Consider the following 24,898-nt stretch of genomic DNA (forward strand, 5'->3'; position numbering starts at 1 on the left):
CGGGAAGACCACGTGGAATTGGTCCAGCTTCCTTCCAACAGCCTGCGCGTGGGACAGGTGCTGACGTTCTCGCTGCGCGACGCGGCGGGCCATCTGCTGTTCGCCGCCGGCCATCCGCTGCCCGACACGCCGCAGGTGCGCGAGCTGATCGCGCGCGGCCCCTGGGTGCAGGCGCACGAGACCCGCGAGTACCAGCGCGCGCTGGCCCACAAGCTCGACACGATGATGCTGCAGGGCGCCTCGCTGTCGGCGCTGGCCGCGGCCAAGGCCGAATACAAGCCCACCCGCCCGATGCCGCTGCCCGCGCAGGCGGGGCCGGCGCACGCCGCCATCTGGGCCGACCTGCAATGGCATGCGCAGCAGGTGCTGCGCGATCCGCGGCGGCCGGACTTCCTGCTGCGGCTGACGCAGCTGCTGGACACGGTGCTGTCGCGGCTGACGCAGCAGCCCGACGCGTCGCTGGCGATGCTGATCCACGACGCCGGCCAGGAGCCGCTGCACTACAGCGCGCGGCATGCGCTGCTGTCGCTGGTGCTGGCCGAGATGACGACCCGCCAGCTCGGCTGGGGCGAGGGCCGGCGCCGCGCGCTCGGCCTGGCGGCGCTGACGATGAACCTGGACAGCGGCGCGCAGCAGGACCAGCACGCGCTGCGTTCGGAGGCGCTGGGCGACGCGCAGCGCGAGCAGCTCGCCGGCCATGGCGACCGCGCGGCGGCGACGCTGCGGGAGATCGGCGTCGAGGACGAGTCCTGGCTGGCCGCCGTGCGGCTGCATCACGACGCCGGCCCCGGTCCGCTGACCGGCCGCGCCGATGGCGAGTTGATGGCGCGGCTGCTGCGCCGCATCGACGTCTACGGCGCGCGGCTGAGCCCGCGGCGCAATCGCCGGGCGCTGTCCGCGGCGCAGGCGGCGCGCGCGGTCTACCTGGACGAACTGCAGCAGCCCGACGAGGCCGGCGCCGCGCTGATCAAGGCGATCGGCCTGTACCCGCCGGGATCGCTGGCGCGTCTGGCCAACGGCGAGGAAGGCATGGTGCTCAAGCGCGGCCACAGCGCCAACGAGCCGCTGGTGGCGTCGCTGGTCGGGCGCAGCGGCACGCCGCTGACGGTGCCGGTGCTGCGCGACGCGCGGCTGCCGGCGCATGCCATCACCGCCAGCCTCGCGCCGCATGAGGTTCGCCTGCGGATCCACATGGACGCGATGCTCAAGCTCTACTGAAGGGCATGGAGGCCGAGGGCCTCAGGAGAAGCGGCCTCAGGGGGAAGCAGCCTCGGGAGAAGAGGCTTCAGGGAAAGAGGCTTCAGGCCTCCTCGGCCACCAGCTCGCTGAACAGCTTGCTGCCCCAGCGGCGCGGCTGGTAGGCCGAGACCTTCTGCGCGATCGCCCGGATGTGATCGGGCGTCGTGCCGCAGCAGCCGCCGGCGATGTTCAGGAACCCGGCGGCGGCGAACTCGCCCACCAGCCGGCCGGTGACATCCGGCGTCTCGTCGAAGCCGGTTTCGCTCATCGGGTTGGGCAGGCCGGCGTTCGGGTAGCAGGAGATCGGCGTGTCCTCGGCGGCCTTCGAGAGTTCCTCGATGTAGGGCCGCATCAGCGCCGCGCCCAGCGCGCAGTTCAACCCGACCGCGATCGGCCGCGCATGCCGCACCGAGTGCCAGAACGCCGTCACCGTCTGGCCCGACAGGATGCGGCCCGAGGCGTCGGTCACCGTGCCGGAGATGATCACCGGCAGCCGCTCGCCGGTGTCCTCCATCAGCTCGTCGACCGCGAAGATCGCCGCCTTGGCGTTCAGCGTGTCGAAGATCGTCTCGATCAGGAACAGGTCGACGCCGCCCTCGAGCATCGCCTTGGCCTGGTCGTAGTAGGCGGCGCGCAGCGTGTCGAAGTCGACGTTGCGGGCGCCCGGGTCGTTGACGTCCGGGCTGATCGACGCGGTGCGCGGCGTCGGGCCGAGCGCGCCGGCCGCGAAGCGCGGCTTGTCCGGCGTGCTGTACGCGTCGCAGGCCTCGCGGGCGAGGCGCGCGGCGGCGACGTTCATCTCGTAGGCGTAGTCCTGGAGCCCGTAGTCCTCCTGCGCGACGGTGGTCGTGCCGAAGGTGTTGGTCTCGATGATGTCGGCGCCGGCCTCCAGGTACTGCCGGTGGATCTCGCCGATGACCTCGGGCTTGGTCAGCACCAGCAGGTCGTTGTTGCCCTTCAGATCCTTGGGGTGATCGGCGAAGCGCGTGCCGCGGAAGTCGGCCTCGGTCAGCTTGTAGCGCTGGATCATCGTGCCCATCGCGCCGTCCAGGACGGCGATGCGCCGCGCCAGGATGTCGGGCAAGGCGGCGCCGCGGGTGTAGGCGACGGCGGGACGGGCGGAAGTCGGGGCGTTCATGGCCCCGATTGTAGGAAACGCGTCAAGCCATCGCGCGGCGCCGGCGTTCTTGCCGCCCGGGCCGCGCGCTCAGCCGCCGAAGACCTTCTTCAGGATCGCGCTGCCGGTGCCGACCGGGTCCTGGCGGATCTTCTTCTCCTCCTGGCCGATCATGAAATACAGCCCGTCCAGCGCCTTGTCGGTGACGTAGGACTGCAGGTTGGCGTCCTCCTTGCGGATCAGGCCGAAGCCCGAGGCCTTGCCGGCGACGGCGTTGTACTTCTCGCTGAGCGACTGGCGCTCGGTCGCCTTGGTCACGATCGGCAGGAACTTGGTGGTCAGCGGCGAGCGGGTCTTGTCCTCGAAGAACTGCGTCACCGCGTTGTCGCCGCCGCGCACGATCCGCACCGCGTCCTCGACGCTGATGTTGCGCACCGTGCTGACCAGCAGCTGGCGCGCCTCGGGCATCGCCTGCTCGGCGGCGCGGTTCATCGAGGTGATCAGGTCGTCGATGCGCTTGCCCTGGCCGGTGGTGCGCAGCAGCCGCGCGGCGTCCTTGAGCGCGCCGGGCAGCTCGATCTTCACCTGCGGGTTGCCGAGGAAGCCGTCGGTGCGCCCCAGGTTCGCGAGCGCCGCCTGCGCGCCGCGCTCCAGGGCCGCCCGCACGCCGGAGGCGGCGTCGCCCTCGCTCAGGCTCAGCGCCATCGCCCAGGGCGAGGCGCATCCGGCGCCCAGCAGGGCGATCAGGTCACGGCGAAGCAGGTTCATCGGTGTCTCCTTCTTGAACGGGGGCCGGGGCGTCGACGCCGGCCGTCTCGGATGTCTTGGATGCATCGGGCGCCGAGGCCTGCGCGGCGCCGTCGCCATCGTCGTCGAGCAGCGGCGCGTCGTCGTCCGGGGCGGCCTCGGCGGAGGCCGCATCTTCCGACTCGGCGAGGTCCATGTCGATGGCGCCGAACGGTCCGGGGCCGTCGCCGAGCTTGAATTCGATGCGCAGGCTGTCGCCCGCCTCCAGCGCGATCGTCCGGCCCAGCGCCGGCGAGCCCGCGCCCACCAGCGTGCCGGCGCGCAGCGGCCGGTTGCGGACCGCCTCGGCCAGCAGGTCGCCGAAGGACCACTGCATGCCGGTCTTCGCGTCGACGACCGCCTGCTTGCGGCCGTTGCGCATCACCTGCAGCTGCAGCGCGGCGCGGCCGAGGTACCAGGCGCCCGGCAACTCGTCCGGCGTCACCGCGACCGGCGCGAACTGCAGCGCCGGGCGGCTGTGCAGGGCCGGCCAGCCGTTGGCGAGTTCCTCCTGCTGCACGGGCCGCAGCACCCAGTCGCTGACCAGCAGCAGCAGGCGGACCGATTCCAGCGCCTGCGACGGCACCGCGCCCTGCGCCAGGTCGCCGGTGAGGACGGCGAGCTGCGGTTCGGGCTCCAGGCCCGGGGCGCGCAGGTCGAGCAACTCGGACGGGCCCAGCAGCGATTCCGCGCCGCCGGCGCGCAGCAACGGCGCGCTCAGCCGCTCGGGCCAGGCCAGGCCGCGCTCGCGCAACGCCTGGCCCTGGTCGGGATAGGCCTCGCCGGCGATCCAGCCCGCCAGCCTCGGCAGCGGCGCGAGGCACTGCTTCGGATCGAAGGCGAACGCGTGCCGCGCGCGGCCCTGGTTCAGCGACAGCGACAGCGTCTCGAGCTGCGGCGCCATGAAGTTCCAGTCGTCCAGCACCTGCTGCAGGCGCGTCGCGATGCCGTTGGCATAGCATGCCTGGCTCAGGTCCTTGGACACGACCACCAATTGGCCGTCGCGGGACCCGTCGCGGTAGGTAGCGAGTTTCATCGTTGTGATCGGACAGTCATTCGTCGGGCGAGCGGTGGCGGCATTGTCGCCCCAGGATCGGATCGCGATCGCCACGGCGCTGGTGCTCGCGCTGGCGTTGCATGGCTGGGCGATCGGCCTGCTGCGTCACCGGCCGGCGCCGCGCGCCGTCGACGCGCCGGCAGTGACGGCACGGCTCGTCGCCGCGACGGCTACCCTGCCGGCACTGCCGTCCCAGGCTCGCGCGATCCCGGTGTCGGCGATGCCACGCCCCACGCCGGTCGCGGACCGCCGCACCGTCGACCGGACCGCCCGCGCGGAATCGGTTGATCCAGCGATCGCTCCGGCGATCGATCGGCCGGTCGATTCGCGAGCCGACGCGTCGGCCCATCCGCCTTCGAAAACAGCATCCCCTGCCCCGGCCGGGCCGATCCCGCGCGCGACGCCCGAGACCCGCCCCGCGCCACCCCTGCTCGCGCTGCCGCTGCAAGGCGAAGGCACCCTCGCCTATGCGTTCGTCATCGACGGCCGGCCCGGCGAGGCGACGCTGCGCTTCCGCATCGACGACGGCCGCTACGAACTCACGCTCGAGCGCCGCGCCGGCGACCGCGCGCTGCCGGCCTGGCACAGCGACGGCCTCGTCGGCGCGCAAGGTTTGCAGCCGGAACGACATCGCGTGACCCGCCGCGACCGCGAACGCGAGCGGCTGGTCTTCGACCGGACTTCCGCCCCGCCGGCATTGCTTGTAGGCGCACGCGCCTTCCCGTTGCCGGCCGGCACCCAGGACCGGCTGTCCTGGTGGCTGCAACTGTCCGCCCTGATGGCCGCCGAACCCGACCCCCACATCGGCCTGCGGCTGCGCCTGCCCGTCGCCGGCCCCGCCGGCGTGCACGACTGGGACTTCGAGGTCGCCGAACGCGACGGCGACCGCTGGCTGCTGCGGCGCCACTGGTCGCGCGGCCCAGGGCGCCCCGCGCTGCAATGGTCCGCCTGGCTGGACCGCCAGCGCGGCTTCCTCCCCGTCGAACTGCGCTTCAGCCTCGACGACGAGGAGCAATGGGCGCTCCGATTGCTCGATTGACCCCACGAACACGCTGGCATGTCCGCCATGCGACGGCGTCCCCGCACGCGTGACGATCCGCGAATCCGTGAAACCTTGTGCGGTTGGCACCACAAATGCTGGGAACACCATGAATCCGGTCCGGCAAGTTCTGCCACCATGGGGTCATGGCCTGGTTGGGAGCGAGGGGTCTTGAATCCACCGCGTCAGGCCATAACTCCTCAGCAAAGGAGTCCTTCATGCACATGCTCTACGACTCACCGAGCTACATCGTCGTCCAGTTCGATGTGCCGGTCGCCCTGTCACCCGGCGACGCCGCCCATGCCGTCCAGGCAGACCGCGAAGACGTCCCCGCGCTCCAGCGCGACGGGTTCGAGATCGTCGACAAGTTCACCCGCAAGGAAATCTTCATCGAAGGCGCCCTCGCGCAAACCTTCCAGGAAGGGGTCGAGGCGCTCATCGAGCAAGGACCCGACGTCGACGACCTCGACGCATTCATCGCGCAGTACGCCAATCTGGGTCAGCAGCCAGTCATCATGCATTGATCGGCCTCTCCCGTCCTGGCTCGACCGAGCCGGACGGAGCGAGCCCCGGCCGCCGGCGGAGACGGCCTCGGCGCTCAACTCGGGCCGCTCGCCTTCGGCTCGCTACCCTCAAACAGAACGCGCCTGGTCAGTCCACAAGCCGTCTCCGCCGGCGGCCGGGGCTCGCTCCGTCCCCATTCCCGCGCGTGCGGGGGAAGGGACTTGTCGAGGGACAGGCACTGCGCCAAGATCGTGCGCCACGCACCGCGCCCAGCAGTGCGCCTCCCCACCCCCCGCACCACCATGGGCAAGCGCGCGCAGCCTCCACTGGTCTCACCAGGCTTGTCCGACAGCCCGGTGCTCGACCGCATGTGCTCGCACTTCGTGCTCACGCTCACGGTCCGCCACGCCAATCGCTTCAACCCGCGTCGCGACCTCAGCGGCCTGCTCGCGCTGACCGCCCGCCATCTCGTCTGGCCACCACAAGTCCTGGCGCGCCTGCGCGCCTACCTCGCGCGACGCTGCGAAGGCCACGCCCTCTGGGCCGGCCATGAACGCCTCGGCGACACCGCCTTCCTCGCGCGCCACGGCATCTGGCGCGGCCCGTTCGCCGAAGCCACGCTGTTCTTCTACCTCGACGAATACATCAAGGACGCCCCCAAGGACCTCCTCGCCCTGCTCTCCTGCACCTGCGAAGCGCTCGACCGCCAGCTGCAGCGCCAGTCGACGCTGGTCGAGCAGAACATCGACGTGCTCGGGCGCCTGCTCCAACTGAATGCCGCGGAGCGCGCGCTGCTGCTCTACGGCACGCTGGCCCGCTACCAGCGCGAGTTGCGCGGCGCGCTCGTCGAGTTCAAGGTCAACACCGCGCAGGAAGCCTTCGCCGCGATCGCGGAAGTCGCCGGCGTCGACGCGCACGAGGTCGCCGACGCGTTGCGCGCCGGCTCGCGGCTCGAGCGCGTCGGCATGATCGAGAACCTGATCGCCGAGCACAACATCACCGACCTCTCCGACCTGATGAAGGTCAGCGAGCAGTTGCCGCCCGTGCTGATGCGCGCCTATGACGGCCCGCAGGACCTGATGGCGGTGTTCACGCGCCCGGTGACGCCCAGCCCGCTGCAGCGCGCGGACTTCGACTTCATCGCCGAAGACCTGGCGATCGTCGCGACCCTGCTGCGCAACGCGGTCGCGCAGGGCCAGGCCGGCGTGAACGTGCTGATCTACGGCCCGCCGGGCACCGGCAAGACGGAACTGGCCAAGGTCGCCGCGCGCGACGCCGGCCTGTCGCTGTACGAGGTCGAGTACGCCGACCGCGACGGCAACGCGCTGACCGGCCGCGACCGCTATCGCTCGCTGCAGATCAGCCAGGTGTTCCTGAAGGCGAGCCGCGACGTGGCGCTGCTGTTCGACGAGGTCGAGGACGTGTTCCCGCACCTGAGCGGCGACGCGGCCCACCTGATGGCGCGGCTGGACGCGGCGCTGGAGATGCCCGCGCCGATGTCGGTCAACGGCAAGGCCTGGGTCAACCAGATCCTGGAGAGCAACCCGGTCCCGGTGCTCTGGATCACCAACCGCATCGAGCACATCGACCCCGCGTTCCGGCGGCGCTTCCAGTACCACCTGGAACTGAAGTCCCCGCCGCCGGGCGCCCGCCTGGGACTGGTGCGCAAGGCGCTCGAGGACCTGCCGGTGCCCGAGGGCTTCGCCGAACGCCTGTCCGAGCGCCGCGGCCTGACGCCGGCGCAGGTCCGCACCGCGGTGCGCTTCGCGCGGCTGGCCGGCGGCGAGGGCCCCGCCGGCGGCGCGGCCGATGCCGACGCGAACGAGCGGCTCGTCAGCCGGCAACTGCTGCATGCGGACAAGGCGCTCGGCCAGGGCGACGCCGCGCCGCCCACGCGGCCCGCGGCGCCGCGTTACTCGCTCGACCTGATCCACTGCGAATGCCGCTTCGCGCTGCCCCGGCTGATCGAGGCGCTGCGCCGCCGCGGCATGGGCACGCTGTGCTTCCACGGCCCGCCCGGCAGCGGCAAGACCGCGCTGGCCGAGCACATCGCCTCCGAACTGCAACGGCCGCTGATGGTGCGGCTGGCCAGCGACCTGATGTCCAAGTACGTCGGCGAGACCGAACAGAACATGGCCCGCATGTTCGAGGCCGCCGCCGCCGAAGGCGCGGTGCTGCTGCTCGACGAGGCCGACAGCTTCCTGCGCAGCCGCCGGATGGCGGAGCGCCATTACGAGGTCAGCGAGGTCAACGAGATGCTGGCCGGCATGGAGCGTTTCGCCGGCCTGTTCATCTGCACGACCAACGCGTTCGACGATCTCGACGAGGCGGCGTTGCGGCGCTTCGGCTTCAAGATCCGCTTCAAGCCGCTGCGGCCGGACCAGCGGCTGACGATGTTCGAGCGCGAGCTCGGCGTGCCGCCCCAGCCGGGCCACGCCGATCGGCTCGGCGCGTTGGACGCGCTGACGCTGGGCGATTTCTCCGCGGTGCGGCAGCAGGCGGAGATCCTCGGCGAGGCGCTGTCGCCGGACGAATTCATGACGCTGCTCGAGGCCGAGCATCGCGTGAAGCCCGAAGTGCGCCAACGCCGGCCGATGGGCTTCCGCGCCGGCGAGGCCTGACCCCGCGCCCGCCCCCCGACGTCCCCAACGCGTCTCCCGACGCGTTCCCCGACGCATCCCTCCCAAGGCCCCCCACCGCTCCCCTCTCCAGCGGGTCCCCCGTTTGCCTCGGGCCGGCCATGTTCTATGGCATCGTGCCGGCCATGCTGATCGCGTCCCTGTCCCGTTTCCTCGCCCGCCCACTCGCCGCTTCACTCGCCGGCCCGCTTGTCGACTCACTCGTCGGCCTGCTCGCCAACGGCCGGCTTCCGCGCCGGTCCCGCGCGCGGGCCGCGGGGACCCGCCGCCCGTCCGGGCGGTCTGCCTGGCTCGCGCTGTTGGCGCTGCTGTCCGGCCTGGCAGCCCCGGCAGCGCAGGCCGCGCCGACCAGGCCGTCGTGCCCGCCCGAGCCCGCGCCGCTGTCGGCCGAACGCCTCGCCGCGCAGGCGAAGGACCGCGGCCTGATGTGGACGCTGCGGCGCGACGGCCGCACCTCCTACCTGTACGCGAGCCTGCATGTCGGCCGGCCGACCTGGGCCGCGCCGGGCCCGCGGCTGCGCCAGGCGCTGGACGCGGTCGACGCGGTGGCGCTGGAGCTCGACCCGCTGGACCGCGACGCCTGGAAGATGCCGCCGATGCCGGAGCTTCCGCTGGACGCCTCGATGCGCCAGCGGCTGGACGCCCAGGCCGCCGCCGTCTGCGCCGACCCGCAGGCCTTCGCCGCGATGCATCCGCTGCTGCAGACCAGCACCTACATGCTCTTGCGCGCGCGTTTGCTGGGGCTCGACGTGCGCTACGGCCAGGAGGTGCTGCTGAGCCAGTGGGCCCGCGACCGCGGCCTGCCGGTGCTGGCGCTGGAGACGCTGCAGGGCCAGCTCGAGGCGCTGTTGCCGGCCGACGCCGAAGCCGCGCGCCATGAACTGCGGTCCAACCTGCGACAGCTCGAGCGGCCGAAGTCGCTGCTGCGCACGCTGGACGCGATGGTCGCGGTGTACGACCGCGGCGACCTCGCCCGGCTGAACCGCTACACCGAGTGGTGCGACTGCGTGACCGACGCCGCCGACCGCGCCGCGTTGCAGCGGATCAACGACGGCCGCAATCCGGCGCTGGCCGATCGCATCTCGGAACTGCACCAGCGCGGCCAGTCGCTGCTGGTGGCCGTCGGCGCGATGCACATGACCGGCCCGCAGGCGTTGCAGGCGCTGCTCAAGGCGCGTGGCTTCGAGGTAACCCTGATGCCGAGATCGGGAACGCGATAGGCCAGATGCGGCACACTGAGCCGCCGCCGATCCGGCGTCCGTCCTTCCCGTTCCCCCTCCTCCGGAGTCCCGCATCTTGGACCCCCTGCCGTCCTTCCTCCAATCGCTGTTCCTGGTGCCGCTGACGCTGCTGCCGATCATCAACCCGGTGGGCGTCGCCCCGATCGTCATCGGCGCGGCCGGCGGCGACGACAAGGTCCTCAAGCGGCTGTCGCGCCAGGTCGCGATCAACGGCTGGGTGGTGATCATGGTGTCGCTGCTGGTGGGCACCTACGTGCTGGACCTGTTCGGCATCTCGCTGCCGGTGGTGCGCGTGGGCGGCGGCCTGCTGGTGGCCTACAGCGCCTGGGTGATGCTGACCCGCAACGAGACCGACGACGTGCAGACCGCCGTCGTGCACTCGTCCACCGGCGACATCAGCGAGACCGAGATCGTGCGCCGCAGCTTCTTCCCGATCACCTTCCCGCTGACCACCGGCCCGGGCTCCATCGCCGCGGCGATCGCGCTGGGCGCGCAGATCCCCAGATCGCCGGTCCCCTACGTGATGGGCGCCGGCATCGCGGCGATCGGCGCGGCGATCACCGCCGCCGTCGTCTACCTGGTCTACCGCAACGGCGGCCGGCTGCTGATGCGCATGGGCGAGGTGGGCACGCTGGTCATGATGCGGCTGATGGCCTTCGTGCTGCTGTGCATCGGCATCCAGATCCTGTGGACCGGCTGGGCCGACCTCAACCACATCCCGACCTGAACCCGTCACCGCCCGGACGTAGGATCGAGACCCCGCGGCCGCCCGTGGGGCAGGGCCCCACGCGCCGCCCGCGGCACACCGAGGAGACACCATGGCGGACACCGACTTCAGCAGATTCGTTCCCGGCTTCGACTTCCTGCAAGGGCTCATGAAGAACGCCGGCGCGGCGATCCCGGGCTTCACCCAGTGGGTCGCGCCAACGCTGGACCCGCAGGAACTGGACAAGCGCATCGACGAGCTGCGCACCGTGCAGTTCTGGCTCGAGCAGAACGCCCGCATGCTGGCCGCGACCATCCAGGCGCTGGAAGTGCAGCGGATGACGCTGTCCACGCTGCACGCGATGAACGTGCCGATGGCCGACCTCAAGGAGGTCCTGAAGACGCCGACCGCGGGCTGGCCCTCGCCACCGGCGCCGGCGTCCACGTCGACCTCCGCGCCGCCCTCGCCTTCGCCTTCGCCTTCCTCCGCGTCCGGGCCCTCGTCCAAAGCGCCAGGCGCGCGGGACCAAGCCCGGGACGGGCAGGACTCGCGGGACCGGGCCGCCGACGCGGCCGCCAGGTCCACCGAGGCCCGGACCGCCGCGCCTGGCGCGGACAAGCCCGCGGACGCCGGCCCCCGGCCCGCCGGCGCCGATCCGATGCAGTGGTGGAACGCGCTGACGCAACAATTCACGCAGGTGGCGGCCAACGCGATGAAGACGGCGCAGACCACCGCCACCGCGGCCACGACGGCGGCGGCGAATGCCACGGCGGCAGCCACCGGCGCGGCGAGACCCTCGGCCAAGTCCGATCCCGCGCCGGCGGCGGCCAAGCGGGCCGCCAAGACCGGGAAGCCCGCGCCGAAGCCGGCCGCCAAGGCGGCGCCGGCGCGCAAGACCGCAGCCCGCCGCAAGACCCCCTGAGCCTCCCGCCTGCCCCCGAGGGCCGTCCATGCCTCGCTTCATCCAGGCTCACGCCACCCATCCCGATCCCCACATGGCGCTGGCGCTCGTCGGCGCGCAGCTGGAAGGCCAGCGCGACGGCATGACGCCCACGCTGGGGTTCCTCTACCTCACGCATCCGTATGTGCCGCAGGCGCAGGCGCTGCTGGACGAGGTCCGCCAGCGCTGGCCCGGTTGCGGCTGGGTCGGCGCGTCGGCGCTGGCGATCAGCGCCAGCGGCGTCGAGTACTTCGACGAGCCCGCGCTGGTCGTCATGCTGTGCGACCTGCCCGCGCACCAGTGGCAGGTCTTCTCGGGCGTGCGCCCGCTGTCGTCCGACCGCGAGGCCCGCAGCCTGCTGCTGCAGGCCGACGGCGCCACGCCCGACCTGCAGGACCTGATCGCCGAGCTCGCCCAGCGCTGCAGCAGCGGCTACCTGTTCGGCGGCCTGGTCAGCGGCGGCGACGACGCGGTGCAGATCGCCGACGGCGTGTTCGAGGGCGGCCTGTCCGGCCTGGCGCTCGGCCCGGACGTGCGCTGGATCTCGCGCGTCAGCCAGGGCTGCCAGCCGCTGGGCCGCGAGCGCCGCGTCACCGCCTGCGACGGCCCGCTCGTCACCGAGCTCGACGGCCAGCCGGCTCTGGACGCGTTGCTCGAGGACCTGAAGCTGCCCGCCTACACCGGCGAATCCGGCTCGCTGCGCCAGGCGATGCCGCTGTTCCGGCGCACGCTGGTCGGCCTGAACGACGAACCCGGCGCGCGCCGCGAGTACGGGCCCGAGGTGCGCGTGCGTCACCTGGTCGGCCTGGATCCGGGCCGGCGCGGCATCGCGGTGGCCGAACAGTTGCGCGAAGGCGAGCTGCTGAGCTTCTGCGAGCGCCATCCCGACGCGGCGCGGCGCGACCTGGTCCGCATCTGCACCGAGATCCGCGCCGAGGCCGAGGAACGCGGCGCCCGCATGGCCGGCGCGCTGTATTTCAGCTGCACCGGCCGGGGCGGTCCGCACTTCGGCGCGCCGTCGGCCGAACTGCAGTGGGTGCAGCACGCGCTGGGCGAGGTGCCGCTGGCCGGTTTCTTCGCCAACGGCGAGATCGCGCATGCGCGGCTGCATGGCTATACCGGCGTGCTGACAGTGTTCCTGGAATCCTGATGCCGGCGCGTCGCGAGCTGCTGCAGGCCGGCGCGGCCCTCACCCTCGCCAGCGCCCTCCCCGGCCTGCCCGGCGTGGCCCGGGCGGCGCGCCCCCCGTCGACGTCCGCCGTCCTGCCGCCCGAGCCGACGACGGTCGTGTATCCGCGCCACCTGCCGCAGCAGGACAGGCAGGTCGACTACTTCATCAGCCTGCTGCATGCGGCGCTGCAGCGCAGCGGCGCGCGCTACGCGCTGGTCCAGACCCAGTCGGAGATGGTGCAGAGCCGGGCGCTGCTGGAGATGGCCAGCAACGAACCCGGCGTCGACGTCTTCTGGACGATGACCGACCCGCAGCGCGAGAAGACCTTGCTGCCGATCCGGGTGCCGCTGGACCGCGGGCTGATCGGCTGGCGGCTGTGCCTGACGCGGGCCGCCGACCGCGACCGCCTGCGCGACGTGCGCGAGCTGCGCGACCTGGCCCGGCTGATCGCCGGCCAGATGCACGACTGGCCCGACACCGCGGTGCTGCGCGCCAACGGGCTGCCGGTGCAGGTCAGCACGCATTACCAGGGCCTGTTCCAGATGCTGTCGCAGGGGCGGTTCGACTACTTCCCGCGCTCGATCTTCGAGATCGACGCCGAACTGACCAGCTTCGCCGACCAGGACCTGATCATCGATCCCCACCTGCTGCTGCACTACCCGGCGGCGCTCTACATGTTCGTGCGTCCCGGCCGGCCGCGGCTCGCCGCGGACCTGGCGCGCGGGATGGAGGCGCTGGTGGCCGACGGTACCTTCGAGCGGCTGTCGCGGCAGCTCTTCGGCGACCTGGTGAAGCGGCACCGCGTCGACCAGCGCCGCGTGCTGCGGCTGCGCAATCCGCTGCTGCCGGCGGCCACGCCGCTGGAGCGCAAGGCCCTGTGGTGGCCGCTGCCCGGCGCCCGATGAGCACTCCCCCGGAGGCGGGGAATCCCTCCCCCGCCGGCCCGCGCGCGGTTCAGGCCGCGGTCAGCGCGCGCGGCTACAGTTCGACGCCATGACCGCCGTCCTCCCTTCCACCCACGAGCCGTCCGGCGCTCAGGCCGCCGCGCTGGCCGAGTTCCGCGCCGGACGCCGCGCGCAGCTGGTCCAGGCCCTGCGGGCGGAGCTGCCGGCGCATGCGCTGCTGTGGCAGGACGAACAGACGCGGCCCTATGAATGCGACGGCCTGACCGCCTACCGCGAACGGCCGCTCGCGGTGGCGCTGCCGGAGACCGAGGCGCAGGTGGCCGGCGTGCTGCGGGCCTGCCATGCGCTGGGCGTGCCGGTGGTGGCGCGCGGCGCGGGGACCGGGTTGTCAGGCGGCGCGATGCCGCATGCCGAGGGCCTGACGCTGGCGCTGGCGAAGTTCAACCGCATCGTCGCGATCGACCCGCTGGCGCGGACCGCGCGGGTGCAGTGCGGCGTGCGCAACCTGGCGATCTCCGAGGCCGCCGCCGCCCACGGCCTGTACTACGCGCCGGATCCAAGCAGCCAGATCGCCTGCACGATCGGCGGCAACGTCGCGGAGAACTCCGGCGGCGTGCACTGCCTGAAGTACGGCCTGACGCTGCACAACGTGCTGAAGGTGCGCGGCTTCACGGTCGAGGGCGAGCCGGTCGAGTTCGGCTCCGAGGCGCTGGACGCCGCCGGGCTGGACCTGCTGAGCGTGGTCGTCGGCAGCGAGGGCATGCTGGCGGTGGTGACCGAGGTCGTCGTCAAGCTGACGCCCAAGCCGCAGCTGGCGCGCTGCATCATGGCCAGCTTCGACGACCTGCGCCGCGCCGGCGACGCGGTGGCCGCGATCATCGCCGCCGGCATCATCCCGGCCGGGCTGGAGATGATGGACAAGCCGATGACCGCCGCGGTCGAGGACTTCGTGCACGCCGGCTACGACCTCGAGGCCGAGGCCATCCTGCTGTGCGAGAGCGACGGCACGCCCGAGGAGGTCGAGGAAGAGATCGGCCGCATGAGCGCGGTGCTGCGCGACAGCGGCGCGACGCGGCTGGAGGTCAGCGAGACCGAGGCGCAGCGGCTGCGCTTCTGGAGCGGCCGCAAGAACGCGTTCCCGGCCTCGGGCCGGATCAGCCCGGACTACATGTGCATGGACTCGACGATCCCGCGCAAGCGGCTGGCCGACATCCTGCTGGCGATCCAGGAGATGGAGAAGAAGTACGCGCTGCGCTGCGCCAACGTCTTCCACGCCGGCGACGGCAACCTGCATCCGCTGATCCTGTTCGACGCGAACGATCCCGACCAGCTGCACCGGTGCGAGCGTTTCGGCGCGGACATCCTGGAGACCAGCGTCGCGATGGGCGGCACGGTGACCGGGGAACACGGCGTCGGCGTGGAGAAGCTCAACAGCATGTGCGTCCAGTTCTCCCCGGCGGAGCGGGAACGGATGCTGGCCCTGAAGCGGGCCTTCGACCCGCAAGGGCTGCTCAACCCGGGCAAGGTGATCCCGACGCTGCAGCGCTGCGCCGAGTACGGCCGCATGCATGTGAAGCGCGGCGCGCTGGCCTTCCCAGAACTGGAGCGATTCTGATGACGGTGCAAGCAGGGGACGCGGCCGAGGCGGCCGTCGCGCTCGACGCGACGCAGGCCGCGGCGCTGCGCGAGATCCAGGACCGCATCCGGCAGGGCGCGCCGCTGCGCGTCGCCGGCCACGGCAGCAAGGATTTCTATGGCGGACCGCTGACGCCCGCGGGCGCGGCCGAGCCGTTGCCGGTGCTGTCGTCGGCGGGATTGAGCGGCGTGCTGGCCTACGAGCCCAGCGAGCTCTACCTGACCGCGCTGGCCGGCACGCCGCTGGCGGAGGTCGAGGCGCTGCTGGCGCGGCACGGCCAGCACCTGGCCTTCGAACCGCCGCGCTTCGTCGGCGCGGCCTCGGGCGGCACCGGCACGATCGGCGGCATGGTCGCCACCGGCCTGTCGGGTCCGGCGCGCGCGACCGCCGGCGCGGTGCGCGACCACGTGCTGGGCCTGTCGATGCTCGACGGCCAGGGGGAGCTGCTGCACTTCGGCGGCACGGTGATGAAGAACGTCGCGGGCTACGACGTCTCGCGGCTGATGGCCGGCGCGCTCGGCGTGCTGGGGTTCCTCGCGCAGGTGACGGTCAAGGTGCTGCCGGTCCCGGTGGCTTCGGTGACGCTTCGCTTCGAGGCCGGCCAGGACGACGCGCTGCTGCGGATGAACCAGTGGGGCGGCCAGCCGCTGCCGGTGTCCGCGACGGCATGGTGGGACGGCGCGCTGGTGGTGCGGTTGTCCGGCGCCGAGGCGGCGGTGGCCGCGGCGGTGCGCAAGCTCGGTGGCGACGCGATCCCGGAGGCGATGGCCGCGCCGTTCTGGCAGGGCCTGCGCGACCAGAGCGACGAATTCTTCCTCGGCGCGCGGCGCGCGGTGCACGGTGGCGCGGCGATGTGGCGCATCGCGGTGCCGGCGACGACGCCGGCGATGGCGCTGCACGGCGAGCAGCTGATCGAATGGGGCGGCGCGCAGCGCTGGGTCGTGACGCCGATGGCGCCGGCGCAGTTGCGCGAGACGGTGGCCGCCGCGGGCGGCCATGCGACGCTGTTCTACGCGAACGACAAGTCGGCGGGCGCCTTCTCGCCGCTGGGCCCGCAGCTGACGCGGATCCACCGGGAACTGAAGCGGCAGTTCGATCCGGCGGGGATCTTCAATCCCGGCCGGCTCTATCCGGACCTCTGACCGTCCCCGCCGCACCGCCCGCCCGAACGCCAGCCCGCCTCCACGATGCAAACCCACCTGGCCCCCGAATTCCAAGACACCCCGGAGGGCCGCACCGCCGAGGCCATCCTGCGCCGCTGCGTGCATTGCGGCTTCTGCACCGCCACCTGCCCGACCTACCAGCTGCTCGGCGACGAGCTCGACGGTCCCCGCGGCCGCATCTACCTGATCAAGCAGGTGCTCGAGGGCGCCCCCCCCACCGAGGCGACGCAGCAGCACCTGGACCGCTGCCTGACCTGCCGCAACTGCGAGAGCACCTGCCCGTCGGGCGTTCAGTACGGCCAGTTGGTCGAGATCGGCCGGCAGGTCGTCGAGGCCAAGGTCGAGCGCCCGCGCGAGGAGCGCCTCAAGCGCTGGCTGCTGAAGGAAGGGCTGACCTCGCCGCTGTTCAAGCCGGCGCTGCGCCTGGGCCAGGCGCTGCGGCCGCTGGTGCCCGGCGCGCTGAAGGACAAGGTGCCGCCGCGGCCCGACCCGCGCGCGCACCAGTGGCCGCAGCGCGCGCATCCGCGCCGCGTGCTGATGCTGCTGGGCTGCGTGCAGCCGGCGATGATGCCCAACATCAACGCGGCCACGGCCCGGGTGCTCGATGCCGCGGGCGTCCAGACGCTGGTCGCCGACGAGGCCGGCTGCTGCGGCGCGATCCGCGCCCACCTGAACGACCACCACGGCGGCCTCGACGACGCGCGCCGCAACATCGACGCCTGGTGGCCGATGGTCGACGGCCATGGCGGCGAGGTCGAGGCGATCGTCATGAACGCCTCCGGCTGCGGCGTCCAGGTCAAGGACTACGGACGGCTGCTCGCGCATGACCCGGACTACGCCGACAAGGCCGCGCGGGTGTCGGCGTTGACGCGCGACCTCAGCGAATACCTGCCGGCGCTGGCCGAGCCCTTGCGCTCGCGGCTCGGCGCCCCGGCGTCCGGGCGCCGGCCCAAGCTCGCCTACCACCCGCCCTGCACGCTGCAGCATGGCCAGCAGCTGCGCGGCGGCGTCGAGGGCCTGATGCGCGACCTGGGCTTCGACATCGCGATCGCGCCGGCCGAGAGCCACCTGTGCTGCGGCTCCGCGGGCACGTACTCGGTGCTGCAACCGATGCTGTCCAAGCAACTGCGCGACCGCAAGCTCGAGGCGCTCGCGCCGATCGAGGCGGAGGCGATCGTCTCGGCCAACATCGGCTGCATCCAGCACCTGCAATCGGGCACCGGCACGCCGGTGCGCCACTGGATCGAGGTGCTGGACGAGGCGCTCGGCACCTGAGCGTCGCATCGGCGCATCAGTTCGCATGCAAACCCTTCCCACCTGAGAAGGAGTTCTCACCTGGAAGGGGTTGCCAAGGGCAAACCCGGGCATGTCCATTGCCTGCGGCCCGCACAATCGCGCTCAATAACAGGAGGGGAGCGCGTCAAGCGATCCAACCAGAAAGCGAAAGAGGCCGGTCACCGCGTGGTGACCGGCCTTTTTTCCGTCCCGCGCCGCTGAACGCGCGGGCGCCGGGCGCGGGAGCGCTCAGGGTTTTCCCGTCGCGCCAGGCGAGCGCCGCGGATCGATGGACGCACCGCTGCGTCGGGTGCGCGCCGATACTGCGCTGTCATATTTCCTTCATCCGGCTTCCCGCGAAGCCCGATCCGCCATGACCCTGACCCGTCGCACCTGGCTGCTGATGCCCGTCCTGGCCGCGCTGGCCGCCTGCAGCACCCCCTCGACGCCTCCCTCGACCCCCTCGTCGACCGCCGCCACGCCCTCCGCCGGGGCAACACCTGGCCCCTTCGCGGCGAAGCAGCCGCCCCGGCTGGTGGTCTTCATGGTGGTCGACGGGCTGCCGATCCGCCAGGTCCTCGGCTACCGCGACCAGTTGCAGCCCGACGGCTTCCTGCGCTTCCTGGACCGTGGCGCCTGGTTCGCCAACGCGTATTACGGCCACGGCTACACGGTGACGGCGGCCGGCCACTCGATCATGCTCAGCGGCGCCTACCCGCAGCGCAGCGGCATCATCGGCAACGAGTGGCGCGACCCGGCGACCGGCACCCCGCAATACAACACCGCGGATCCGCGCTACCACTACCTCGGCAACAAGACCGAGCCGCTGGCCGGCACCAGCCCCGAGAACTACAAGGCCGAGACCGTCGGCGACGTGCTGCGCACGCTGCAGCCGGCGTCCAAGGTGATCGGCATTTCCGGCAAGGACCGCGGCGCGATCCTGCCGGCCGGCCACAAGGGCACGGCCTACATGTACATGGGCGGCACCGGCCAATTCGCGTCGTCCACCTATTACATGGACCAGCATCCGGCCTGGGTCGACGCGTTCAACGCGGCCAAGCCGGCCGACCGCTTCTTCGGCAAGACCTGGGCGCCGATGCTGCCCGAGGCGGCCTACGCGCGCAGCGTGCCGGACGGCCAGCCCTGGCAGGCCAACAGCGGCAACGGCAACCGGCTGCCGGCGGTGCTCGGCGCCGGCATGGACGGTCCGGGGCCCCGCTTCTACGGGAACATCCTGCCCTCCCCGTTCGGCGACGAGCTGACGCTGGCCTTCGCCCGCGCGGCGGTCGAGGGCGAGCAACTGGGCGCCGGCCAGCGGACCGACATCCTGTCGGTGAGCCTGTCCAGCCATGACTACATCAATCACGCGTTCGGGCCGGAATCGCGGCTGTCGCATGACCACTTCCTGCACCTGGACGCCTACCTGCAGGCGTGGTTCCAGTTCCTCGACGCCAAGGTCGGCCGCGACCGCTACATCGCGGTGCTGACCGCCGACCACGGTTTCACCGACACCCCTGAATGGGCGAAGTCGCAAGGCCGCGACGCGGGCCGGATCAATCCGGCGCAGGCGGTCGGCTTCGTCAACGCGGGCCTGGCCAGGCAGTTCGGCGAGGAGCGTTGGGTGACCGGCATGTCCGGCACCGGCTTCATCTTCAACGAGGCCGCGATCCGGGCGAAGGGGCTCGACGCCGACACCGTCTACGCCGCCGCGCAGGCGCTGGTGGTGCAGGTCGACGGCGTGCAGGCGGCTTTCACCCGCGCGCAACTGGCCGGCACCGACACCGCGACGCCCTTCCTCGAGCAGATGCGCAAGTCCTGGTATCCGGGCATCGCCGCGCCGCTGCAGGTGGTGCCGAAGTCGGGCTGGATGTTCGGATCCCGCATGACCGGCACGACGCACGGCAGTCCGTACGAGGTCGACACCCATGTCCCGCTGCTGACCTGGGGCCCGGGCTGGGTCGGCCAGGGCCGGATCGAGCAGCGGGTGGAGATCGTCGACCTCGCGCCGACGCTGAGCGCGATCCTGCACATCCCCGTGCCGAAACAGGCCCAGGGCCGCGTGCTGCCGCTGCCCGCGAAGTAAGCCAGCCGTACGGCGATTCCCCCCATCCAGCGCAAGCGCCCGCCACCGAAGCGGGGGGAAGGTGCGAACGACAAACGCCTCCTGTAGGCTGGTCGGTCTCGCAGAAGACAGGGAGTCCGCCGTGTTTGGCTGGTTCGAAAAACTCGTCGATCCGTTTCCGCAAAGCCCCGCGCCTCAGCCGCCGAAGGGCTTTTTCTCGTTCGTCTGGGCCGGCTCGCAAGGCATGCGCGGACTGGTGCTGGTGCTGGTGTTCCTCACCGCCGCGATCGGCGCGTTCGAGGCGCTGCTGTTCTCGATGCTGGGCTCGGTCGTGGACTGGCTCAGCCAGGTGCCGCCGGCGCAGTGGTGGTCCACGCAGCAGGACAAGCTGCTGCTGCTGGGCGGCATCCTGCTGGCCAGCCCGCTGCTGATCGCGCTGCAGGCGATGAGCAAGTACCAGGGCCTGTCCAGCAACTTCCCGATGCGGCTGCGCTGGAACTTCCACCGGCACCTGCTCGCGCAGAGCATGAGCTTCTACCAGGACGAGTTCGCCGGCCGCGTCTCGGCCAAGCTGATGCAGACGGCGCTGGCGGTGCGCGAATGCTGGCTGATCGTCACCGACATCCTGGTCTTCATCACGATCTACTTCGTGACGATGCTGGGCGTCGTCGGCAGCTTCGACGCGACGCTGCTGCTCCCGTTCCTGGGCTGGCTGGCCTGCTACGTCGTCGCGCTGACCTACTTCGTGCCGCGCCTGGGCAAGGCCGCCGCCGCGCAGGCCGACGCCCGCAGCCTGATGACCGGCCGCGTCACCGACGCGTACACCAACATCAGCACCGTCAAGCTGTTCTCGCACTCGAACCGGGAAGCGGGTTTCGCCCGCGGCGCGATGCAGGACTTCCTGGGCACCGCCTACCGCCAGATGCGGCTGATCAGCGCGTTCGAGATCGTCAACCACGCGCTGTCGATGGGCCTGATCGCCTCGACCGCCGGCATGACGCTGTGGCTGTGGACGCAGGGCCAGGTCGGCATCGGCGCGGTCGCCGCGGCCACCGCCATGGCGCTGCGCCTGAACGGCATCTCGCACTGGATCATGTGGGAGATGGCCAGCCTGTTCGAGAACATCGGCACCGTGCAGGACGGCATCACCACGCTGTCGCGCCCGATCGCGATCCAGGACGCCACCGGCGCCCGCGCGCTGGACGTCACCCGCGGCGAGGTCCGCTTCGAGCACGTCGACTTCAGCTACGGCGGCCGCAAGACGGTGCTGCACGACCTGTCGCTGACGATCCGCCCGGGCGAGAAGATCGGCGTGGTGGGCCGCTCCGGCGCCGGCAAGTCGACGCTGGTCAACCTGCTGCTGCGCTTCTACGACATCGACAAGGGCCGCGTGCTGATCGACGGCCAGGACATCGCCACGGTGACGCAGGACAGCCTCAGACGGCAGGTCGGCATGGTCACGCAGGACACCTCGCTGCTGCACCGCTCGGTGCGCGACAACCTGATGTACGGCCGCCCCGACGCCACCGAGGACGAGATGCGCGCCGCCGCCCACCGCGCCGAGGCGCAGGACTTCATCGACGGCCTGAGCGATCCCAAGGGCCGCCAGGGCTACGACGCCCACGTCGGCGAACGCGGCGTGAAGCTGTCCGGCGGCCAGCGCCAGCGGATCGCGATCGCCCGCGTGATGCTCAAGGACGCGCCGATCCTGCTGCTGGACGAGGCGACCAGCGCGCTGGACTCCGAGGTCGAGGCCGCGATCCAGCGCAGCCTGTACCGGCTGATGGAAGGCAAGACGGTGGTGGCGATCGCGCACCGGCTGTCGACGATCGCGGCGATGGACCGGCTGATCGTGATGGACCAGGGACGCATCGTCGAGCAGGGCGACCATGCCTCGCTGCTGGCCCAGGGCGGCCTGTACGCGAAGCTGTGGACGCACCAGAGCGGCGGTTTCCTGGTCGAGGAAGGCCTGGACGAGGCCCCGGACGGCGCGGCCGCGCAACAGCCCGGCGGCCGCGGCGCCCAGCGGGCCAGCGACGACCGTGACGTCGTGCACGACGAGGCGGACTGAGCGCGCCGCTCCCCCCGGGACCGGTGTCGCCGGAACAGGGGCGCCGGGGATGGCGCGTTCGGCTCAGCGGCGCTTCCGCGCGCCGCGTCACCTTCGCGAGCAGCATTGCCTGGCAACGATTTCCACGTAAGCCGGCGCTGACTTTCAGGAGCTGTGACGGACGCCGCACGCCACCCGTTCAAGGGGTTCGGCGGGGTTTCCGGTCGAGGGCTTGTATGAAACACTGCGCTGGCAGATCGGACGGGAGCGCCGATCGGCTTGACCGTCCGCCCGAACCAGGGCCACGCGCATCACGAAAGCTGAGCATATGGACAACAGCAGCGACACCACCCCGCAGTCTTCGGCCACCCCGACCCCCGTCGCGGGCTCCGTCGTCTCGCAGCGCCGCCGCCGTTTCATCCAGGCGGGCGTGGTGCCGGTCGGGCTGACGCTGGCCAGCCGTCCGGCGATGGCCTGGCACTGCAACACGACCTCGGCCTGGGGCTCGGCGATCCTGCGCAATGGCGGCGCCAGCGTGCAGGCCCGCGCCGACGCGGCGGTGATCAACAACACCGAGTGCTGGTACATCTCCAACTGGTCGGCCAACACCGGCCGGTCGCAGGTGCGCGGCGGCACCTCGCCCTGGACCTACGTGATCGCGCAGTGGTACTCCGGCAAGTCGCTGACCTACGCGCGCAACAACCTGACGGTGGCCAAGGTGTTCCCGGGCGGCCTGAAGAACGTCAGCAGCACCGCCAACGTCTACAACCTGCTGAAGAACGACGCGGGCGGCTACGGCACGATGATGCTGGTGGCGCGCCTGAACACCCTGTTCGCCGGCAACAGCGTCGCGCAGTGCGTGCTGTCGTCGACCGGCCAGGACATGCTGGTGCAGATGGCCACGCAAGGCCCGGGCACCTTCAAGCCGGCGAACTCGACCGGCTCGGCCTGGAGCCAGGCCGACTTCAAGAACTACCTCTACAGCAACTGGCTCGTGGCCTGATGCCCGCGCCGGCGTGGCGTTGCGCGCAGCCGCTCGCTGACGTGCTGCTCGCCTGGGAGGGCGAACAGCACGCGGTCTATTTCGACCCCGCCAGCGGGGACACCCACCTGATCGCCGCGCTCGGCGCGCAGCTGGCCGAATGGCTGGCCGCCGAGCCGCTCGACCGCGACCAGTTGCTGCGACGCCTGGCGCGGGACGTCGACTGGGACGAGCCGCCCGCGCCCGACGCGCTGGCCGAGCTGCTGGACCTGCACCTGACCCGCCTGGCCGAGATCCACCTGCTGAGCGAGGCCCCGGCGGAGGAGTCCGGCGCTTGAAGCTCCAGGAGGTCGGTACCGAGGGGCTGCGGGCCCGGATGCGCGACGGCGGCGTGACGCTGCGGCTGTCGCCGTTCACCGTGCGCGTGCGCTCGGACATTCCCCACCTGGCCGCCGACGTCGCGGCGATGTACCGCGACTTCGAGCTCGCCACCGACGAGGCCTTCGTCGACTTCCACGTCGCCGTGCTGCGCAGCCCGCACTGGCTGAGCCGGCTGCAGGGGCGCGCGGAATTCTGGTTCGACGGCCAGCGCTCGTTCACGCCGCTGCCCGCGGCGCAGGCGCTGGCGATGCTCGAGTGGGGCATCAACTGGTGCATCGCCGCGCACGCGCATCAATTCCTGCTGATCCACGCCGCGGTGCTGGAGCGCGACGGCCGCGCGCTGCTGATGCCGGCGCCGCCGGGGTCGGGCAAGAGCACGCTGTGCGCCGCGCTGGCGCATCGCGGCTGGCGGCTGCTGTCGGACGAGCTCGGTCTGCTGGACCTGCGCACCGGCCTGGTCCACGGCATGGCGCGGCCGATCAACCTGAAGAACGCGTCGATCCCGCTGATCCGGTCCTTCGCACCGGAGGCCGTCTTCAGCGCGTCGATGCCCAATACCTCGAAGGGCACGGTGGCGCTGGTGCGCGCGCCGCAGGACGCGATCGACGCGCGCCTGGCACCAGCCCGGCCAGCCTGGGTCGTGCTGCCGGCCTGGCGCGCCGACGCGCCGGCCCAACTGCTGCCGATCGAGCGCGCCCGCGCCTTCATGGACCTGGCCGAGCAATCGTTCAACTACGACGTCCACGGCCAGGCCGGCTTCCAGGCGCTGGGCCGGCTCGTGGGCGCCTGCGACTGCTTCCGCTTCGAGTACAGCCGGCTGGACGAGGCGCTGGCGCATTTCGACCGCCTGTCGGAGACCGCGCCATGAGCGCCGACCGCCGCCGGCCGCTGCTGGTGCGGGTGCTGCTGCAGCCCGCCGTCGCCGTCGGGCTGAGCCTGACGGAATGGGACCTGCTGCTGCGCCAGGCGCGGCGCTCGAACCTGGCCGGCAAGCTGGCCGAGCAGATGGCCCAGGGCGGCTGGCTCGACACGCTGCCCGAGCCGGTGCGGCCGCACCTGCGCTCGGCGCTGCTGCTGTCGCGCCGCCAGGTGCAGATGCTGCGGCGCGAGGTCGACCTGCTGCGCCAGACACTGGCCGAGCTGCCGGGCCCGCTGATCCTGCTCAAGGGCGCGGCCTACGCGCTGGGCGGCCACGCGCCGGCGCCGGGCCGGATGTTCAGCGACATCGACCTGCTGATCCCGCCCGAGCAGCTGCCGCGCTGCGAGACGACGCTGCTGGTGCACGGCTGGGATTTCGACGACGGCCTGGACGCCTACGACCAGCGCTACTACCGCGAGTGGATGCACGAGCTGCCGCCGCTGCACCACAAGCGCCGCGGCACTTCGCTGGACGTGCACCACACGCTGCTGCCGCCGACGGCGCGCACGCCGCTGGACGCGCGCGCGCTGTTCGACGCCCCGCGACCGTTGCCCGACCTGCCCGGCGTGTTCGTGCTGCCGCCGGAGGACATGCTGCTGCACAGCGCCGCGCACCTGTTCCACGAGGGCGAGTTGCCCAATGGCCTGCGCGACCTGTTCGACCTGGACGCGCTGCTGCGCGAGTTCGGCGCGCTCGACGGCTTCTGGCCGCGGCTGACCGCGCGCGCGCGGCGCATCGGCCTGGCCCGGCCGTTGTGGCTGGCGCTGCGCTACACGCGGATGCTGCTGGACACGCCGTATCCGGACGAACTGCCGGCGGCGCTCGGTCCGCCGCCCGGGCCGGTGGCGCTGCGGCTGCTGGACGCCTGCTACCGGCGCGCGCTGCGCCCGGCGCACGACAGCTGCCGGCTGCCGGGACACGACCTGGCCGAGGGCGCGCTCTACGTGCGCTCGCACTGGCTGCGGATGCCCTGGGGCCTGCTCGCGCGGCACCTGGCGCGCAAGGCCTGGGGCCGGATGACGGCGATGCCGGAAGCTCCCAAGGTCGACGTGCCGGGCGCGGCCCGCGGCGACGGCTGAGCGGACC

The 24,898-nt window shown here is 72.0% G+C and carries 21 protein-coding genes; 18 read left to right on the top strand and 3 right to left on the bottom strand.

Annotated features, from left to right (window positions below; all coding sequences use genetic code 11):
- The first annotated feature begins 12 nt into the window (after positions 1 to 12).
- Positions 13 to 1,218 carry a hypothetical protein gene (locus N5D62_RS04165; protein WP_279756300.1) on the top strand — a complete coding sequence of 402 codons (1,206 nt, stop codon included), beginning with the start codon at positions 13 to 15 and terminating at the stop codon, positions 1,216 to 1,218.
- Positions 1,219 to 1,300: 82 nt separating this feature from the next.
- On the opposite strand, the gene N5D62_RS04170 is transcribed toward N5D62_RS04165, so the two are convergent.
- The 3 genes from N5D62_RS04170 to N5D62_RS04180 form a co-directional block, all read right to left on the bottom strand.
- Positions 1,301 to 2,377, bottom strand: coding sequence for a homocysteine S-methyltransferase family protein (locus tag N5D62_RS04170; protein WP_279756301.1), 1,077 nt, complete (start codon positions 2,375 to 2,377; stop codon positions 1,301 to 1,303).
- A 69-nt stretch (positions 2,378 to 2,446) separates the two neighbouring features.
- Positions 2,447 to 3,124: a DUF4197 domain-containing protein gene (locus N5D62_RS04175; protein WP_279756302.1), complete on the bottom strand. Its 678-nt coding sequence runs from the start codon at positions 3,122 to 3,124 to the stop codon at positions 2,447 to 2,449.
- Positions 3,105 to 4,178 carry a fumarylacetoacetate hydrolase family protein gene (locus tag N5D62_RS04180; protein WP_279756303.1) on the bottom strand — a complete coding sequence of 358 codons (1,074 nt, stop codon included), beginning with the start codon at positions 4,176 to 4,178 and terminating at the stop codon, positions 3,105 to 3,107. Before N5D62_RS04180 ends, N5D62_RS04175 begins: the two co-directional genes overlap by 20 nt.
- Positions 4,179 to 4,221: 43 nt before the next feature.
- Between N5D62_RS04180 and N5D62_RS04185 the strand changes: the two genes are divergently transcribed.
- The 17 genes from N5D62_RS04185 to N5D62_RS04265 all read left to right on the top strand — a co-directional run bounded on the left by N5D62_RS04185 (position 4,222) and on the right by N5D62_RS04265 (position 24,891).
- Positions 4,222 to 5,238 (top strand): hypothetical protein, encoded by a 1,017-nt coding sequence (locus N5D62_RS04185; RefSeq protein WP_279756304.1) that lies wholly within the window; start codon positions 4,222 to 4,224, stop codon positions 5,236 to 5,238.
- Between the two features lie 218 nt (positions 5,239 to 5,456).
- Entirely contained in the window at positions 5,457 to 5,762 is a 306-nt protein-coding gene (locus tag N5D62_RS04190; RefSeq protein WP_279756305.1) for a DUF3567 domain-containing protein, read from the top strand.
- Between the two features lie 282 nt (positions 5,763 to 6,044).
- Complete coding sequence (locus tag N5D62_RS04195; protein ID WP_279756399.1) at positions 6,045 to 8,363, top strand: ATP-binding protein; 2,319 nt, start codon at positions 6,045 to 6,047, stop codon at positions 8,361 to 8,363.
- Between the two features lie 317 nt (positions 8,364 to 8,680).
- A complete protein-coding gene (locus tag N5D62_RS04200; protein WP_279756306.1) occupies positions 8,681 to 9,601 on the top strand; it encodes a TraB/GumN family protein in 921 nt (306 codons plus the stop codon).
- A gap of 76 nt (positions 9,602 to 9,677) precedes the next feature.
- The gene (locus N5D62_RS04205; protein WP_279756307.1) at positions 9,678 to 10,349 is read left to right on the top strand and encodes a MarC family protein; all 672 of its coding nucleotides are present in this window, start codon (positions 9,678 to 9,680) and stop codon (positions 10,347 to 10,349) included.
- 91 nt (positions 10,350 to 10,440) lie between these two features.
- Positions 10,441 to 11,250 (top strand): PhaM family polyhydroxyalkanoate granule multifunctional regulatory protein, encoded by an 810-nt coding sequence (locus N5D62_RS04210; protein WP_279756308.1) that lies wholly within the window; start codon positions 10,441 to 10,443, stop codon positions 11,248 to 11,250.
- Positions 11,251 to 11,278: 28 nt separating this feature from the next.
- Positions 11,279 to 12,418 (top strand): FIST N-terminal domain-containing protein, encoded by a 1,140-nt coding sequence (locus tag N5D62_RS04215; protein ID WP_279756309.1) that lies wholly within the window; start codon positions 11,279 to 11,281, stop codon positions 12,416 to 12,418.
- The gene (locus tag N5D62_RS04220) at positions 12,418 to 13,344 is read left to right on the top strand and encodes a hypothetical protein (protein WP_279756310.1); all 927 of its coding nucleotides are present in this window, start codon (positions 12,418 to 12,420) and stop codon (positions 13,342 to 13,344) included. Before N5D62_RS04215 ends, N5D62_RS04220 begins: the two co-directional genes overlap by 1 nt.
- A gap of 88 nt (positions 13,345 to 13,432) precedes the next feature.
- Positions 13,433 to 14,959, top strand: coding sequence for an FAD-linked oxidase C-terminal domain-containing protein (locus tag N5D62_RS04225; protein ID WP_279756311.1), 1,527 nt, complete (start codon positions 13,433 to 13,435; stop codon positions 14,957 to 14,959).
- Complete coding sequence (gene glcE, locus N5D62_RS04230) at positions 14,959 to 16,122, top strand: glycolate oxidase subunit GlcE (protein WP_279756312.1); 1,164 nt, start codon at positions 14,959 to 14,961, stop codon at positions 16,120 to 16,122. The genes N5D62_RS04225 and glcE overlap by 1 nt, the downstream gene beginning before the upstream one ends.
- A gap of 45 nt (positions 16,123 to 16,167) precedes the next feature.
- The gene (gene glcF, locus N5D62_RS04235; RefSeq protein WP_279756313.1) at positions 16,168 to 17,418 is read left to right on the top strand and encodes a glycolate oxidase subunit GlcF; all 1,251 of its coding nucleotides are present in this window, start codon (positions 16,168 to 16,170) and stop codon (positions 17,416 to 17,418) included.
- Positions 17,419 to 17,791: 373 nt separating this feature from the next.
- Positions 17,792 to 19,501, top strand: coding sequence for an alkaline phosphatase family protein (locus N5D62_RS04240; RefSeq protein WP_279756314.1), 1,710 nt, complete (start codon positions 17,792 to 17,794; stop codon positions 19,499 to 19,501).
- 121 nt (positions 19,502 to 19,622) lie between these two features.
- Complete coding sequence (locus tag N5D62_RS04245; RefSeq protein WP_279756315.1) at positions 19,623 to 21,551, top strand: ABC transporter ATP-binding protein; 1,929 nt, start codon at positions 19,623 to 19,625, stop codon at positions 21,549 to 21,551.
- 307 nt (positions 21,552 to 21,858) lie between these two features.
- Positions 21,859 to 22,533, top strand: a complete 675-nt coding sequence (locus tag N5D62_RS04250) for a hypothetical protein (RefSeq protein ID WP_279756316.1) — start codon at positions 21,859 to 21,861, stop codon at positions 22,531 to 22,533.
- On the top strand, positions 22,533 to 22,850 hold the full coding sequence (locus N5D62_RS04255) for an HPr-rel-A system PqqD family peptide chaperone (protein ID WP_279756318.1): 318 nt from the start codon (positions 22,533 to 22,535) through the stop codon (positions 22,848 to 22,850). Before N5D62_RS04250 ends, N5D62_RS04255 begins: the two co-directional genes overlap by 1 nt.
- On the top strand, positions 22,847 to 23,761 hold the full coding sequence (locus tag N5D62_RS04260; protein WP_279756320.1) for an HprK-related kinase A: 915 nt from the start codon (positions 22,847 to 22,849) through the stop codon (positions 23,759 to 23,761). The genes N5D62_RS04255 and N5D62_RS04260 overlap by 4 nt, the downstream gene beginning before the upstream one ends.
- Entirely contained in the window at positions 23,758 to 24,891 is a 1,134-nt protein-coding gene (locus N5D62_RS04265) for a nucleotidyltransferase family protein (RefSeq protein WP_279756322.1), read from the top strand. The genes N5D62_RS04260 and N5D62_RS04265 overlap by 4 nt, the downstream gene beginning before the upstream one ends.
- The last annotated feature ends 7 nt before the right edge of the window (positions 24,892 to 24,898 follow it).

Source organism: Mitsuaria sp. GD03876, from assembly GCF_029840635.1.
GTDB lineage: Bacteria > Pseudomonadota > Gammaproteobacteria > Burkholderiales > Burkholderiaceae_C > Roseateles.